Source organism: Bifidobacterium sp. MSK.17.10 (assembly GCF_019129655.1).
Lineage (GTDB): Bacteria > Actinomycetota > Actinomycetes > Actinomycetales > Bifidobacteriaceae > Bifidobacterium > Bifidobacterium adolescentis.
The window spans coordinates 148724-164175 of record NZ_JAHOJD010000004.1 but is presented as its reverse complement, the minus strand read 5'-3'; the positions used below and the strand labels follow the sequence as shown (position 1 = coordinate 164175).

14 protein-coding genes are annotated in these 15452 nt (G+C 57.4%); all 14 read left to right on the top strand.

What is annotated here, in order from left to right:
* Positions 1-93: 93 nt before the first annotated feature.
* A complete protein-coding gene (locus KSX58_RS04730) occupies positions 94-2133 on the top strand; it encodes a long-chain fatty acid--CoA ligase (RefSeq protein ID WP_033499457.1) in 2040 nt (679 codons plus the stop codon).
* A 2-nt stretch (positions 2134-2135) separates the two neighbouring features.
* On the top strand, positions 2136-2621 hold the full coding sequence (locus KSX58_RS04725) for a peptide deformylase (protein WP_003809330.1): 486 nt from the start codon (positions 2136-2138) through the stop codon (positions 2619-2621).
* 261 nt (positions 2622-2882) lie between these two features.
* Positions 2883-3701, top strand: a complete 819-nt coding sequence (gene rpsB / locus KSX58_RS04720; RefSeq protein WP_003809326.1) for a 30S ribosomal protein S2 — start codon at positions 2883-2885, stop codon at positions 3699-3701.
* 75 nt (positions 3702-3776) lie between these two features.
* Positions 3777-4652: a translation elongation factor Ts gene (gene tsf / locus KSX58_RS04715; protein ID WP_003809325.1), complete on the top strand. Its 876-nt coding sequence runs from the start codon at positions 3777-3779 to the stop codon at positions 4650-4652.
* A gap of 180 nt (positions 4653-4832) precedes the next feature.
* A complete protein-coding gene (gene pyrH / locus KSX58_RS04710) occupies positions 4833-5582 on the top strand; it encodes a UMP kinase (protein ID WP_080863220.1) in 750 nt (249 codons plus the stop codon).
* Between the two features lie 52 nt (positions 5583-5634).
* The gene (gene frr, locus KSX58_RS04705) at positions 5635-6189 is read left to right on the top strand and encodes a ribosome recycling factor (protein WP_003809323.1); all 555 of its coding nucleotides are present in this window, start codon (positions 5635-5637) and stop codon (positions 6187-6189) included.
* Between the two features lie 56 nt (positions 6190-6245).
* Positions 6246-7232 (top strand): phosphatidate cytidylyltransferase, encoded by a 987-nt coding sequence (locus tag KSX58_RS04700; protein ID WP_033499459.1) that lies wholly within the window; start codon positions 6246-6248, stop codon positions 7230-7232.
* 25 nt (positions 7233-7257) lie between these two features.
* Positions 7258-8418 (top strand): 23S rRNA (adenine(2503)-C(2))-methyltransferase RlmN, encoded by a 1161-nt coding sequence (gene rlmN / locus KSX58_RS04695; protein ID WP_003809321.1) that lies wholly within the window; start codon positions 7258-7260, stop codon positions 8416-8418.
* Positions 8419-8532: 114 nt separating this feature from the next.
* On the top strand, positions 8533-9303 hold the full coding sequence (gene hisF / locus KSX58_RS04690; RefSeq protein WP_021913298.1) for an imidazole glycerol phosphate synthase subunit HisF: 771 nt from the start codon (positions 8533-8535) through the stop codon (positions 9301-9303).
* A 63-nt stretch (positions 9304-9366) separates the two neighbouring features.
* Positions 9367-9774 (top strand): phosphoribosyl-AMP cyclohydrolase, encoded by a 408-nt coding sequence (gene hisI / locus KSX58_RS04685; RefSeq protein WP_003809316.1) that lies wholly within the window; start codon positions 9367-9369, stop codon positions 9772-9774.
* Positions 9771-11327 (top strand): anthranilate synthase component I, encoded by a 1557-nt coding sequence (trpE, locus tag KSX58_RS04680; RefSeq protein WP_003809314.1) that lies wholly within the window; start codon positions 9771-9773, stop codon positions 11325-11327. Before hisI ends, trpE begins: the two co-directional genes overlap by 4 nt.
* 43 nt (positions 11328-11370) lie before the next feature.
* A complete protein-coding gene (locus KSX58_RS04675; protein WP_085380878.1) occupies positions 11371-13464 on the top strand; it encodes a bifunctional indole-3-glycerol phosphate synthase/tryptophan synthase subunit beta in 2094 nt (697 codons plus the stop codon).
* Between the two features lie 17 nt (positions 13465-13481).
* Complete coding sequence (gene trpA, locus KSX58_RS04670; protein ID WP_033499461.1) at positions 13482-14357, top strand: tryptophan synthase subunit alpha; 876 nt, start codon at positions 13482-13484, stop codon at positions 14355-14357.
* A 69-nt stretch (positions 14358-14426) separates the two neighbouring features.
* A complete protein-coding gene (lgt, locus tag KSX58_RS04665; RefSeq protein ID WP_042990484.1) occupies positions 14427-15437 on the top strand; it encodes a prolipoprotein diacylglyceryl transferase in 1011 nt (336 codons plus the stop codon).
* Positions 15438-15452: the final 15 nt, after the last annotated feature.

Sequence of the window (15452 nt, the reverse complement as noted above, 5' to 3'; positions counted from 1 at the left end):
GGAATCTGCAAAAAGCCCTTGGCGTCGATGTTCGCAGTCGATGCCAAGGGCTTTCAGCGTGCCTTAAGCATACGGGAACTACTATAGAGAACCATGTTGAGAGAATTTGTACCAGAGCCGGCCTACAGCACCACGGATGATGACACGGTATATGCGTTGCTGTCGCGTCGTGCGCAGAAGAATCCGGATGATCTTATCGCACAATGGCAGGATGATGAGACTCGGCAATGGCATGATGTGACGGCAGGCCAGATGCTCGCTCGTGTGCGCGCCGTGGCGAAGGGCCTTATCGGTCTTGGAGTCAAGGCCGGAAGCATGGTGGTCATTTACTCTCCCACCTGTTACGAGTGGGGTGTGGTCGATTTCGCATGCGCGGCCATCGGCGCGGTAAGCGTTCCGATTTATGAAACCGATTCGGCCAAGCAGGCCGCTTCCATCGTGGAAGAGGTGGAGCCGGTTATTGCCTTCGCTGGAGATTCCGTCCACACGCAGACGCTCGAACAGATTCGTGACATGCATGAAGGGCTGCGTTACGTGTTCAATTTCAAAGCGGACGGTCTTGACGCAGTCGCCGATTTCGGAGAGGGCGTCGATGACGATACCCTTGATCAGGTCATTGCCCGGATCAAGGCGGACGACATGCTCACCATCGTTTACACATCGGGCTCCACGGGACGTCCGAAGGGTGCGATGCTGTCCCATCGCAACTTCACGCATATCGTGCTCAATGGCTACATCATTCTTGACGAGATGCTGTACCAGCCCAACAGGTTGATGCTGTTCCTGCCGTTGGCGCACTGCTTCGCCCGCTATATCCAATACGTGGCGATTGGCGGACAAGGCGTGGTCGGCTATCTGCCTGGAGCCAAGCATCTGCTCGCCGATCTGCGCAGTTTCAAACCGACGTATTTGCTTGGCGTGCCACGTGTGTTCGAAAAAGTGTACAACGCTGCCTCGCAGAAGGCCGGTGCGGGTATTCGCGGCAGGGTCTTCGCCAAGGCGTTCGATCATTTCGTGCAATGGTCCAAGGACGAGCAGGACGGGGGACATCATTCGATGGTGGCCCGAGCCGAGCATTCCTTCTTCATGTCCGTCGTCGGCAAGTCCATTCGTTCTGCGCTTGGTCCGAACCTGAAATATCTGGCATGCGGCGGCGCCCCGCTGAACGTCGACCTTGCCCACTTCTTCAATGGCATGGATGGCATCACGTTCATTCAGGGGTACGGTATGACGGAAACCGCGGCTCCGATGATCGTCAACTGGCAAAATGCGAATCGCGTCGGTTCCGTTGGTAAGCCCGGGCCGGGTATGGGTGTGCGCACCGATGATGATGGCGAGCTGCAGGTCATGGGCCCCAATGTTTTTCTTGGCTACTATAAGAATCCTGAGAAGACCGCTGAAGTCAAAATGCCTGATGGTTGGCTGAGGACCGGCGATCTGGGGGCCATCGACGATGATGGATTCGTGTATATCACCGGCCGCAAGAAGGACATCATCATCACAGCCGGAGGCAAGAACGTCAGCCCCGCCCCGATGGAGGACATCATCGACACCTGTCCTATCGTGTCCCATGCTGTGGTCATTGGCGATGGCAAGCCGTTCATCAGCGCTTTGATTGAACTGGATTCTGATATGACTCGTTCTTGGCTTTCCCAGCAGGGTCTTGATGCCGATATGTCCATGAAGCAGGTAGCGGAAAACGATGCCGTGCGCGCTTTCGTGCAGCAGTATGTCGAAAAGGCCAACGCGAACGTTTCCCGTGCGGAATCCGTACGAAAATTCGAGATTCTCGATGAGGAATTCAACCAACAGGACGGCACCTTGACGGCAAGCCTGAAAGTTGTTCGTCCCAAGGTGCTGCAGCGCTACGCAGACGTCATCGAAAACGTGATTTACGCGCCAAAACCCTCCAACAGGCCGTTGCCGAAGACCGTCCAGATTCTCGACCGCACCACCGAAACCGTCAAGCAGGCGTCGGAAAGCATGCGGCAGGCTTCTGAATCCGTCAGCCCGAAGGTTCGGCAGGCATTTGATACCATGCAGGAGAGAATCAAGAAGCAGTCCGATGAACCGGATGACGAGACGGCACCGTCCGTCGAGCCTTCCGCAACCAAGAACAACGAGGAGCGTTAATTTTGGCAATCCGTGAGATTCGAGTCGTACCTGATCCAGTGCTGCGCACCCCATGCGATCCCATCAAGGAGATCACGCCCGCGGTGCGCCATCTGGTGCAGGATTTGTTGGATACCGTTGATGACCCGGGACGCGCCGGGTTGTCCGCCAACCAAATCGGTGTGAGTCTGCGTGCGTTTTCCTACAATATCGACGGCAAAATCGGCTATGTGCTTAACCCGGTGTTGGAGGAGACCAGCGGAGAGCAATATGGCGATGAAGGCTGCCTTTCCGTTCCAGGATTGTGGTACAAGACTCGTCGCGCCGATTATGCTCGCGTGCGGGGCATTGATTTGGACGGCAAGCCGGTAGTGTTGGAAGGTCATGGCATCATGGGCCGCATGCTGCAGCACGAGACTGATCATTTGGACGGTCACGTCTATCTTGATCGTCTGGAAAAGGAAGAACGCCGCGAGGCGATGCGTTACATGCGCACCCATCGCAAGTGATCGAAACAGCGAACGACGATTCAACCATGGGGCCACGTCAGAAAGACGTGGCCCCATGGTATTTTTAATATTTGTGCGCCAATTTGGTGAGAAGCGCTGCCGCGAGTGCTTCAAACCGCCCAATTATTGTCAACCGGTGCGCAACCAATTCGCGTCATGCTCGCGACGACCTGTGTCGGTCGGCTGATGCCTGCAAGGCATTGGCTGCACGCAGGAACGCATGACCAGGCAAGAACCGACAAAGAAAGAGGTAGCAATACCATGGCTCAGATCACTATGAGCGACATGCTGAAGGCAGGCCTGCACTTCGGCCACCAGACCCGTCGTTGGAACCCGAAGATGAAGCAGTTCATCCTCACCCAGCGCAACGGCATCCACATCATCAACCTGTTCAAGTCGCTCGACATGATCGACAAGGCCTACGACTTCATCAAGGCCACTGTTGCCCACAACGGCACCGTGCTGTTCGTCGGCACCAAGAAGCAGGCTCAGGAAGCTGTTTCCGCTCAGGCCACCCGCGTGAACATGCCGTATGTCTCCGAGCGTTGGCTCGGCGGCATGCTGACCAACTTCCAGACCGTGTCCAAGCGCGTCTCCCGCCTCAAGGAACTTGAGGAAATGGACTTCACCGACGTGCACGGCTCCGGTCTGACCAAGAAGGAGCTGCTGCTCCTCGAGCGTGAGAAGGACAAGCTGGCTAAGCAGCTGGGCGGTATCCGCAACATGAACCGCACCCCGTCCGCCATGTTCGTGGTCGATGTGAACAAGGAAGCTCTGGCCGTCGAGGAAGCCCACAAGCTGGGCATTCCGGTTGTCGCCATCGTCGACACCAACGCCGATCCGGAATCCGTTGAGTATCCGATCGCCGCCAACGATGACGCCATCCGCGGCATCGAACTGCTGACCAGCCTCATGGCTGACGCAGTGGCCGAAGGTCTGCTGGAGCGTTCCGGCAAGGCCGCCAAGGCCGAAGGCGAAGCCGAGCAGCCGATGGCTGCTTGGGAAAAGGAGCTCCTCACCGAGGGCGCTCCGGCAGCTGAAGCCCCGGCTGAGGCTGAAGGCGAAACCAAGGCCGAGTGAGACCATGCTCTATGATGGGAGGTGCTATGCCTCCCATCATCGGGGCATCACCAAATTTTCAGAGGAGACAAATCAATGGCAGCAATCACTGCAGCTCTGATCAAGCAGGTGCGCGAGGAAACCGGCGCCGGCATGATGGACGTCAAGAAGGCCCTGACCGAAGCCGAAGGCGATGTGGCTCGCGCCAAGGAAATCATCCGCGCCAAGGGCATCCAGGCCGCTGGCAAGCGTGAAGGCCGCAAGGCTCAGGAAGGCACCATCGCCTCCACCGTTGTCGAATCCGCCAACGGCCAGACCGGCTATGCGGTCGAGCTGAACTCCGAGACCGACTTCGTGGCCAAGACCCCGAAGTTCGTGGAATTCGCCGGTAGCGTGCTCGATGACGCCGTCAAGGCCGAAGCATCCTCCGTGGATGAGGTTCTGGCAGCAGCCTCCGGTGACACCACCGTGAAGGAAGCCGTCGAGGAAGCCGCTGCTCTGTTCGGTGAGCACGTCAAGGTAGGCCAGTTCGCCAAGGTCGAGGGCCCGCATGTCGAGGTCTACGCCCACAAGAAGTCCGCTGAGATGCCGCCGAGCATCGTGGCCATGATTGCCACCGATGAAGCCGGCGCTGCTGTGGCTCATGAGGCCGCTCTGCAGATTTCCGCGATGGGCGCCCAGTGGCTGACCCGCGAGGATGTTCCGGCTGATGTGCTGGAATCCGAGCGTCGCGTGGCCACCGAGAAGACCACGGAGGAGCTCAAGAGCAAGGGCAAGCCGGAGGCCGTGATCGAGAAGATCGCTCCGAAGATCGTGGAAGGCCGTCTCGGCGCATTCTACAAGGAGACCGTGCTGCTTGAGCAGGCGTACGTCAAGGATCCGTCCAAGACCGTCGGCGACCTGTTCAAGGAAGTCGGGGGAACCGCGCTTTCCTTCGCTCGTGTGGAGGTCGGCAAGGGCGACGCCGAGTGAATCTGATGTGAATTGAGCTCACGCTTTCGAACGTGGGCTTGGCATATCTCCAATGTCCGCAATCCAACAGGATTGCGGACATTTTTTTGCACTAAACCCCATCGTGTTTTTGGTGTCTGTGTTTGCCGATAGTCTTGAAAACGGTAAATTTCATGGGTTTTCGGGTAAGAAAGGCATTTCATGACTGGCGAAAACACTGGCGACAATCCCCGCAGGGTACTGCTCAAGCTGTCCGGAGAGGCATTCGGCGGAGGCAAAGTCGGCATCGACACCACCGTCGTTCGTCGTATTGCGGAGGAAATCGTTCCCGCGGTCAAGCAAGGTGTGCAGGTCGCCATCGTTGTTGGTGGCGGCAACTTCTTCCGTGGCGCCGAACTGCAGCAGGCCGGCATCGATCGTTCCCGCGGCGACTATATGGGCATGCTGGGAACGGTGATGAACTGCCTCGCTCTGCAGGATTTCCTCGAGCAGGAGGGACAGGCCACGCGCGTGCAAACCGCCATCACCATGGGACAGGTCGCCGAGCCGTACATTCCGCTTAAGGCCATTCGTCATCTGGAAAAGGGACGCGTGGTGATTTTCGGCGCCGGAGCAGGCATGCCGTATTTCTCCACTGACACCGTGTCCATCCAGCGTTCTCTGGAAATCCACTGCGATGAGGTGCTGATGGGCAAGAACGGCGTGGACGGCGTATACACTGCCGATCCGCGCAAAGACGAGAACGCCAAGCGCTTCGCCACGCTGAGCTATAACCGTGCATTGGTCGACAATCTTGCGGTCATGGATGCTGCGGCGCTTTCCATGGCGCGGGACAACAAGCAGCGCATCCGCGTCTTCGGACTCGAGGGCGCCGGCAATGTGACCCAGGCTTTGCTGGGCGAGGAGATCGGCACCATGGTTTCCACCGCGGAATCCGCCCTCGCCGAGTGACGACATTCAAAGCCGAATATCGATTAAACCAACAATATTAAAGGAGCAAACAATGGCAACTATCGTCGATCAGGCCAAGGCGCAGATGGCCAAGTCCGTGGAATCCACCAAGGAGAACTTCTCCGGTATTCGCACCGGTCGTGCGAATCCGGCGCTGCTTAACGGCATCACCGTTGACTATTACGGCGCACCGACCCCGCTGAAGGCCGTTGCCACCATCGGTGTTCCGGAGCCGCGCACCTTGGCGGTCACTCCTTTCGATGCGTCCCAGGCCAACGCCGTGGAGAAGGCGCTTCGTGATTCCGATCTCGGAGCCAGCCCCCGTCGCGACGGCAACGTCATTCGCCTGACCATGCCGGAGCTGACCGAAGAGCGTCGCAAGGAATACGTCAAGATTGCCAAGGGCAAGGCTGAAGACGGCAAGGTCGCGGTGCGCAACATTCGTCGCAAGGCCAAGGAATCCCTTGACAAGGCCATCAAAGACGGCGACATGGGCGAGGACGAAGGCGATCGTCTGCTCAAGGAACTCGACAAGGTCACCAAGCAGACCACCGACGAGCTTGACGCTCTGCTGGAAACCAAGCAGAAGGAGATCATGGAGGTCTGATTCCTTCGAATCTCCATAATCATCAATCGACGCACGGTACCACAGGAGAGACCACGATGGAAAAACAGGAGCAACGCGAAAAAGAAGCCGAAGAGGCCATTAACGCCATCAACAAGAAAACCGGACGCAACATGCCGCAGGCCATCGCCACGGCGGTCGTCCTGATCGCCATCATCTTGGCATGCCTGTTGATCAGCGTTGATTTGTTCGTCTATCTTGTCGTGCTGTTCATGGTGCTCGCATTGTGGGAGCTGCGCGTCGATTTCGCCACCGCGGGATTGCATATTCCCGTGGTGGCGCTGTGGGCATGTTCCGCGGTGACTTTGCTGGCCACCTACTACAGCAAGCATCATATTGTGGCTATGACGGTCTGTGTACTGGCCTCCTTGCTGCTTGTAGCGATCGCCGCAAGTGCCAAGGTGACGTTCGGCAGTCGGCTTTCCCTGGCCGTGGCGGACAAACTGTCGCACACCGATGCAGGTGCTCGTCTCGAATCGTCGTTCAATCATGAACAGGGTGAAGTGCGCCACAGCCGACTGAGCCATGTGGCAGTCTCCATGTTCACCGTTTTGTACATTCCGCTGCTTGCCTCCTGCCTGATCATGCCGTTGACGTTCAACGGTCATCCGGTGGCACATGCCATCATGCTTGTCTTCATGCCCGCGCTGAGTGACACCGGTGGTCTGTTTGCAGGTGCATGGCTTGGCAAACATAAACTCAGTCCCCGTATCTCACCGAAGAAATCATGGGAGGGCCTGGCAGGATCCATCTTGTTCGCCATGGCCGGTTCTTTTGTGGTGATGTTTTGCACTTACGAGCCATCCGTTTGGACGGTTCGATGGTGGGTGCCTATTGTCGCTGGTTTCATGATCGGTATAGCCGGAACCTTCGGCGACCTATGCGCTTCCATGCTGAAGCGTGACATTGGTATTAAGGATATGGGCCATCTGCTTAAAGGTCATGGCGGAGTGATGGATCGTGTCGACTCCATCCTCCTGTGCGCTCCTTTCGTGTGCGTGCTCCTGTGGGCCACCGGAATGTGAGAAAGGGCCAATAACCGTGAATTCCATGAATGATCAGCCGGAAACAGGCATCACTCCTGGAGGCACTTCGGGCGCCTTCCGGGATGTGCTGTCGAAAGACCATGCCCGCCGTGGCAAGCCGCCACTGCATTTCGCCGATATGTCCGAAGAGGAACGTATCGGTAAGGCCAAGGAACTTGGATTGCCGAAATTCAGGGTCAAACAGCTGGCTAATCATTACTATGGCCATTTCGATGTCAATGCGGAAGAATTTTCCGATTTTCCGGCGGCAAGACGCTCCGACGCGGCTGAAGCTTTCTTCCCGGAACTCATCCATGAGGTGACACGCCAAGTCGCCGATGGAGGCACCACCATCAAAACGTTGTGGCGCCTGTTTGATGGGTCGCTGATCGAATCCGTATTGATGCGTTATCCCACCAGAACCACGCTTTGCATTTCCAGCCAGGTCGGCTGCGGCATGGGTTGCCCATTCTGCGCCACTGGACAACTGGGACTGACCAGGAACATGTCCGCAGGTGAAATCGTTGAGCAGGTTCGTGTGGCCGCGAAGGCCATGCGTGACGGTGAAGTGGCCGGAGGCTCCGGACGACTGAGCAACATCGTGTTCATGGGCATGGGCGAACCAATGGGCAACTATAAATCCGTCTTGAGTGCAGTCCGCCAAATTAGTTCCATGCCTCCCGAAGGCTTCGGCATCTCCGCACGTAACATCACGGTTTCCACCGTTGGCGTGGTGCCTGGCATCAGGAAACTGGCCGAAGAAGGCATCCCAGTACGTCTCGCAGTATCCCTGCACGCGCCGAGCGATGAATTGCGCGATGAACTTGTGCCCATGAACAAGCGTTTCAACACCAAACAGGTGCTCGACGCTGCGCATGATTATTATCTGGCTTCCAAACGGCGAGTCAGCATCGAATACGCCTTGATGCGCGGCATCAACGACCAGGCGGAACATGCCAAATTGCTGGCGAAGCGTCTGAACCACTATGGAGATGATTGGGCGCATGTCAATCCGATTCCGCTCAATCCGATCGAGGGATCGAAGTGGACCGCGTCCAAACCAGAAGACGAGCGTAGATTCCTTGAGATTCTCCATAACGCTGGCATCACAGCCACGCTGCGTGATACCAGAGGACAGGACATTGATGGCGCATGCGGACAGCTTGCAGCCAAAGAACGTGACTGATTCCTCCGAAAGGCCCGGTTCTGTCCGCTACTCGGAATCCGCATGAACCGACGTAACGTATTGCGGTTACTCTTGCAATCATTGCAACCGTTATGCGTGAAGGAGTAGAGCAGCATGTCACTGGCGGTCCGAGTCATTCCATGTCTTGATGTCGATGCGGGACGAGTGGTCAAAGGCGTGCATTTCGAGAATCTTCGCGATGCAGGAGACCCGGTCGAACTCGCCGCGGAATACTACCGCCAGGGCGCGGACGAACTGACGTTCCTTGATGTGACGGCGTCAAGCTCCCATAGGCAGACCATGGTCGATGTGGTGAGCCGCACCGCCGAACAGATTTTTATTCCACTGACTGTCGGCGGCGGCGTACGTACCCCTGAAGACGTCGATTCCCTGCTTCGTTGCGGTGCGGATAAGGTCGGCGTCAACACCGCGGCCATCAATGGCCCTACCCTCATCAGTCGTGTCGCCGAACGATTCGGCAATCAGGTGCTTGTGCTGTCCGTCGATGCACGTCGCGAACAGGGAGAACGACATACGCAGTCAGGTTTCGAAGTCACCACCATGGGCGGGCGCAAATCCACTGGCATTGACGCCATTTGGTGGGTCAAGCGCGCCCAAGAACTTGGTGCGGGGGAGATTCTCCTTAATTCAATGGATGCCGATGGCACCCAACAAGGCTTCGATCTGGAGATGATCAAAGCTGTCCGCAAGGAAGTCAAAATCCCGATTATCGCTTCTGGCGGCGCCGGCAAAGCCTCGGATTTTCCGCCGGCAATCGAGGCGGGCGCCGATGCCGTGCTCGCTGCCTCGATTTTCCATTACGGCAAAGTCACCATCGGTGAAGTCAAAGACGCCATCAAGGCAGCCGGATACACCGTACGCTGAATAGAACCACGGAAACTACGCAAACCAACCCTGTAGTACTGAACAACGAATCGCAATACCATCATGACCAACGAAGCATACGACAACACCACCACTCTCGACCCGCGCATCGCACAGCGTCTCAAGCACGATGACAAAGGCTTGGTCGCGGCCGTCATCCAGCAGTTCGATACCAAAGAGGTACTGATGGTCGGCTATATGAACGACGAAGCCATCAGACGTACCCTCACCACCGGACGCGTCACATTCTGGTCGAGGTCCAGGCAGGAGTATTGGCGTAAGGGCGATACGTCGGGACATGCCCAGTATGTGAAGTCCTTCGCGCTGGATTGCGATGGAGATGCCATTCTGGTAGAAGTTGACCAAGTGGGAGCGGCTTGCCATACCGGCAAACGTTCCTGCTTTGAAGAAGGCGGACAGCTGCCTGTGGTCGTGGGCCATCGAACCAAAGAACAGGAGGGTCAGCGGTGAGCGAATGCAGCGTACAGACCCTCAAGTGGGGTGCTACATGGCCAAGCCGTGAGCAGTTCCATGAATTGGCCGACCAAGGCTACCGTGTCATCCCCATCGTACGCCGTTTGCTGGCTGATTCATTGACCCCAGTCGGCTTCTACGAGCGTCTCGCAGGAGGCCGTTCCGGTACGTTCATCCTCGAATCGGCTGAATTTGGCGGAGCGTGGAGTCGATACAGCTTCATCGGCGTGAATTCCATGGCGCAGCTGCGTTCGAACAACGGCAAAGCCGATTGGCTGGGACAGGTGCCTGTCGGAGTGCCCACCGACGGTGATGTTGTCGAAGTGGCACATGCCGCGCTGAAGACATTGAAGGCTCCGCACGTCGAGGGATTGCCGAATCTGACCAGTGGCCTCGTTGGTACTGTCGGATGGGATTCCATCCGACATTGGGAACCGACGCTCCGTGCCGAAGCCCCGAATGAGACCGGACAGCCGGAAACCGTTCTGGCTCTCGCCACGGACATCGCAGTAGTCGACCACGTGTCTGGCTCGGTATGGCTGATTGCCAATGCCGTGAATGTCGATGACCGTCCGACTCGTGCCGATGCCGCCTACGATGAAGCGCTGGCACGTCTGGATGATATGCAGCGCAAGGCTGCCGCACCCGTCGAAAACGAAGCCCGGGTCAATGTGCTCGACGAGTCGGTCGGCCAGCCCCAACTGCGATTCCGCACGGAGAAAAGCGATTACGAACGTTCCGTTGAAGAGGCCAAACGCCATATCATCGATGGCGATGTGTTCCAAGTGGTCATTTCGCAGCGACTGGATATTGATTCTCCCGCCGATCCGTTTGATGTGTATCGTGTGCTGCGTACCCTCAATCCGAGCCCGTACATGTATTTCATGGCACTCACCGATGCTCAAGGACGTGATTTCAACGTCATCGGTTCCAGCCCGGAAACACTGATCAAGGTGGACAACGGCCATGCCATGTCTTTCCCAATCGCCGGTTCCAGACCACGAGGCGCCACTCCTGAAGAAGATGAACGTCTCGCCAAGGAACTATTGGCAGACCCGAAGGAACGCAGCGAGCATATCATGCTGGTCGATCTGGCCCGCAACGATCTGAGCCGCGTGTGCCGTCCGGAAAGCGTCGAAGTCGTTTCCTTGATGGACATCAAACGGTTCAGCCATATCATGCACATCTGCTCAACCGTTACCGGGCAGGTCGATCCGCATATGACGGCGTTCGACGTGTTCACTTCCGCCTTCCCCGCGGGGACGCTGTCCGGAGCGCCGAAGCCGCGCGCCATCGAGATTATCGATGAACTTGAGCCGGCCGACCGTGGTATTTACGGCGGCACCGTCGGTTATTTTGATTTTTCAGGCAACCTCGATATGGCCATCGCCATTCGAACTGCATTCATTCGCGACCATGAAGCGAGCGTGCAGGCCGGAGCTGGAATCGTCCTCGATTCCGTGCCGGCCAGTGAGTGGCAGGAGACTCGCAACAAGGCCGAAGCCAGCGTTGAAGCGGTACAGATCGCCGCGCAGCTTCGCCAGTTGTGAGTCACATTCTGACCGTTCAATTGTGTTGTGAAAGGAAGCAGTAATGTCTGTGCTCGATGAATTGGTGGCGGGAGCCGTCGAGGATCAGCGATCAAGAGAAAACAACGTGCCGCTCGCTGAGGTCAAGCGGATGGCGTTCGAGGCTTCAGCGCCAATCGATGCGCGCCAGTGGCTGAAAAAGGCGGATGGCATTCCGGTCATCGCCGAGATCAAGCGTGCCTCCCCATCCAAAGGCCATTTGAGCGATATTCCGGATCCGGCCGCTTTGGCCCGCGAATACGAGCAGGGAGGTGCAAGCGCGATTTCCGTGCTGACTGAAGGCCGTCGGTTCCTTGGCTCTCTTGAAGATTTCGACAAGGTGCGCGCCGCAGTGAGGATTCCCGTGCTGCGCAAGGATTTCATCGTTACCGAATATCAGATTTGGGAAGCACGTGCGCATGGTGCCGATCTGGTGCTGCTCATCGTCGCCGCATTGGACGACGTCAAGCTCAAGTCGCTGCTCGATCTCGCGCATAGCCTCAATATGACGGTGCTGGTGGAAACACACACCCGTGAGGAGATTCAACGGGCCATCAATGCCGGGGCCAAGGTCATTGGCATCAACGCCCGCAATCTTAAAGACCTCAAGGTGGATGTGAACAAGTACAACGAACTGGCCGCGGATTTGCCGGACGATGTGATTCGCGTGGCGGAATCCGGTGTGTTCGGTTCGGTTGAGCTTGAGGATTACGCCCGTGCCGGCGCGGATGCGGTGCTGGTGGGAGAAGGCGTGGCCACCGCGGCCAACCATGAGCAGGCAGTGGAACGATTAGTAAAGGCAGGAGCAAGAGTGAAGGCATCCGAACAGACCCCGTTGGCAAGCCATGAAGGACCATATTTCGGACAGTTTGGCGGACGCTATGTTCCGGAAGCGCTGATCACGGCGCTCGACGAGCTTGAACGCGTGTATACGGAAGCCAAGGCCGATCCGGAATTCCATAAGGAATTGGCGCGGTTGAACCAGCAGTATGTTGGACGTCCGTCCCCATTGACTGAAGCGCCTCGTTTCGCGCAGAGGCTCAAGGAGAAAACCGGTCTTGATGCCCGTGTGTTCCTCAAGCGTGAAGACCTGAACCACACCGGCGCCCACAAGATCAACAACGCGCTTGGACAGGCCCTACTGGTCAAGCGCATGGGCAAAACCCGTGTGATCGCCGAAACCGGTGCAGGCCAGCATGGTGTGGCCACTGCCACGGTCTGTGCCATGTTGGGACTCAAGTGCCGCATCTACATGGGACAGATCGATGCCCGCCGTCAGGCGCTGAACGTTGCCCGCATGCGCATGCTTGGCGCGGAGGTCGTCGAAGTCACCTTGGGTGATCGCATCCTCAAGGACGCCATCAACGAGGCGCTGCGCGACTGGGTCACCAACGTCAAAGACACCCATTATCTGCTCGGCACGGTCGCAGGACCTCATCCGTTCCCATCCATGGTGCGCGACTTCCAAAAGATCATCGGAGAGGAAGCGAAACAGCAGCTGCAGGATTGGTATGGCATCGACCATCCCGATGCTATTTGCGCATGCGTCGGCGGCGGCTCCAACGCCATCGGCATCATGAACGCCTTCCTCGATGACGAACGAGTAAACCTGTACGGTTACGAGGCCGGCGGTAACGGGCCCGAATCCGGTCGCCATGCCATTCGATTCGCGCCAGGTACCGGTGAACTGGGCATGTTCCAAGGAGCCAAGAGCTATCTGTTGGAAAACCCCGAAGGCCAGACCCTTGACACGTACTCCATCTCCGCAGGCTTGGATTACGCCTCCGTCGGCCCCGAACATGCATGGCTCAAGGATATCGGCCGCGTCAACTATTCCTGGGCCACTGATCGGGAAGCCATGAGCGCGTTCAAGGATCTGTGCGAAACCGAAGGCATCATCCCTGCCATCGAAAGCTCCCACGCAGTGGCCGGCGCGTACAAGGCAGCTGCAGACCTCAAGGCCAAAGGGTATGAGCATCCGGTCATGATCATCAACATCTCTGGCCGTGGAGACAAGGACATGAACACCGCCGGCAAATGGTTCGGATACCTGACCGACGAGCAGGCCAAAGCCTTGGAATCCAACGGCGCGCAAGGCAACAACGCGGACGGCGAGTGAGAAAAGGAGCAACCATCATGACGAACGCAACATCATCCACGCCGTCCGGCCAGCCACTCGGCATCAGCCACAAGCCAAGCCCGACGGAAACCATGTTCGATGAATTCAAAGCCGCCGACAAGCCGGCATTCATCGGATATCTGCCATACGGATTCCCTGATCCGGATTATTCGCTCAAAGCTTTCCGCACCATGGTCGAACACGGCGTGAACGCGGTCGAAATCGGGCTGCCGTATTCCGACCCCGTCATGGACGGTCCCGTCATCCAGGCGGCATCGCAAATCGCCATCGACAATGGTGAAAAAATCGCCAACGTATTCAAAGCGGTGGAAACAGTGGCGAACGCCGGGGGAGTGCCATTGGTCATGAGCTATTGGAACCTCATCTTCCATTACGGCGTCGAACGATTCGCACGTGATTTCGAAAACGCCGGTGGAGCCGGTCTCATCACCCCGGATCTCATTCCGGACGAGGCCGGCGAGTGGATCGAAGCCTCCGACCGTCACGGACTCGACCGCATCTTCCTGGTATCTCCGGATTCCACCGAAGACCGTCTGAAAGTCGTTGCGGACAATGCGCGGGGTTTCGTCTATGCTGCCGCCCGCATGGGCGTCACCGGAGAACGCTCCACCATCGATGCGTCCCCGAAGGAACTGGTCGCCCGTACCCGCAAGGCCGGTGCGAAAAACGTGTGCGTAGGCATCGGCGTGTCCACCGCGGAACAGGGGGCTCGTGTCGGATCGTATGCGGACGGTGTCATCGTAGGCTCGGCTCTGGTGCATACCATGCTTGACGAATCCGGCAAGCATGCAGTCGACGAAGCCACCGGTCTCAAGGCCTTGGCGGAGAAGACTGAGGAGCTTGCCGAAGGCATCCACAACGCCCGCAACTGAACCAGTCCAAAGACAACATACTGGTAGTCCACGTACCATATCGTATACGTGGACTACCATCAGGAAACTATGACACTTGCTTACATTCCGTCACCCACCATTTCGCAGTTTTCCATCGGGCCGGTGACCATCCATTTCTACGCGCTGTGCATTCTGCTCGGCATCGTGCTGGCGGTATGGATGACAACCGTTCATTGGAAACGATATGGCGGTAATTTCGATCAGATTCTCGACATCACGCTTGTCGCGGTGCCGAGCGGCATCATCGGTGCGCGTATATACCACATCATCACCACTCCGGAACGTTTCTTCGGACCGACCGGCGATTGGGTGGAGATGTTCCGCATCTGGAATGGCGGACTGGGCATCTGGGGCGGCGTCCTGCTTGGAGCGCTTGCCGCTTGGGCATGGTGTCGTCACAAGCATTATCCAATGGCTCTGCTCGGTGACGCCGTCGCGCCAGGATTGCTCGTGGCGCAGGCCGTGGGACGTCTGGGCAACTGGTTCAACCAAGAGCTCTACGGCGCGCCGACGACCTTGCCTTGGGGTTTGAAGTTGAATATGGAGGGAAGCGCCATCGGTCACAGCGAACAATGCTATGACGGAGCGACCTGCCCGACAGGCACGCTGTTCCACCCCACCTTCCTGTATGAGATGATTTGGAATCTCATCGGTGCTGCGCTCATCGTTTTCCTTGGTTCCAAAATCATGAAAAAACTCAAGGCCGGGTCCTTGTTCGCCATATACATCATGTGGTACACGGCGGGACGCACTTGGATCGAGGCTCTGCGCATTGATTTCGCGCACGAGTTCCTTGGCGTGCGCATCAACGTATGGGTGTCCATGGCGGTGTTCGTGCTTGGCGTGGTGGCTTTCATCGTTATTCAGCAGATGGGAAAGTCCACCGAGCTGCTTGCCGAGAAGTTGCGCACCGTCACCGAGATTGAGCTAAGCCTCGTCGAGGATGGAGAAACCGGTCTCCCGACCGCGAAGGCCAACCTTACGAAAACCAAGGATGAAATCACGGCAAACGATGGCTCATCCGTCTCATATGCCGATGACCAGTCCGACAACAAGTAGCATCAAGTCGATTAC

Excerpts from the sequence above, each read along its gene's own strand:
- KSX58_RS04730 (WP_033499457.1), top strand. The coding sequence starts at position 94 with ATGTTGAGAGAATTTGTACCAGAGCCGGCCTACAGCACCACGGATGAT.
- rpsB (WP_003809326.1), top strand. The coding sequence starts at position 2,883 with ATGGCTCAGATCACTATGAGCGACATGCTGAAGGCAGGCCTGCACTTC.
- tsf (WP_003809325.1), top strand. The coding sequence starts at position 3,777 with ATGGCAGCAATCACTGCAGCTCTGATCAAGCAGGTGCGCGAGGAAACC.
- pyrH (WP_080863220.1), top strand. The coding sequence starts at position 4,833 with ATGACTGGCGAAAACACTGGCGACAATCCCCGCAGGGTACTGCTCAAG.
- frr (WP_003809323.1), top strand. The coding sequence starts at position 5,635 with ATGGCAACTATCGTCGATCAGGCCAAGGCGCAGATGGCCAAGTCCGTG.
- KSX58_RS04700 (WP_033499459.1), top strand. The coding sequence starts at position 6,246 with ATGGAAAAACAGGAGCAACGCGAAAAAGAAGCCGAAGAGGCCATTAAC.
- rlmN (WP_003809321.1), top strand. The coding sequence starts at position 7,258 with ATGAATGATCAGCCGGAAACAGGCATCACTCCTGGAGGCACTTCGGGC.
- hisF (WP_021913298.1), top strand. The coding sequence starts at position 8,533 with ATGTCACTGGCGGTCCGAGTCATTCCATGTCTTGATGTCGATGCGGGA.
- hisI (WP_003809316.1), top strand. The coding sequence starts at position 9,367 with ATGACCAACGAAGCATACGACAACACCACCACTCTCGACCCGCGCATC.
- KSX58_RS04675 (WP_085380878.1), top strand. The coding sequence starts at position 11,371 with ATGTCTGTGCTCGATGAATTGGTGGCGGGAGCCGTCGAGGATCAGCGA.
- trpA (WP_033499461.1), top strand. The coding sequence starts at position 13,482 with ATGACGAACGCAACATCATCCACGCCGTCCGGCCAGCCACTCGGCATC.
- lgt (WP_042990484.1), top strand. The coding sequence starts at position 14,427 with ATGACACTTGCTTACATTCCGTCACCCACCATTTCGCAGTTTTCCATC.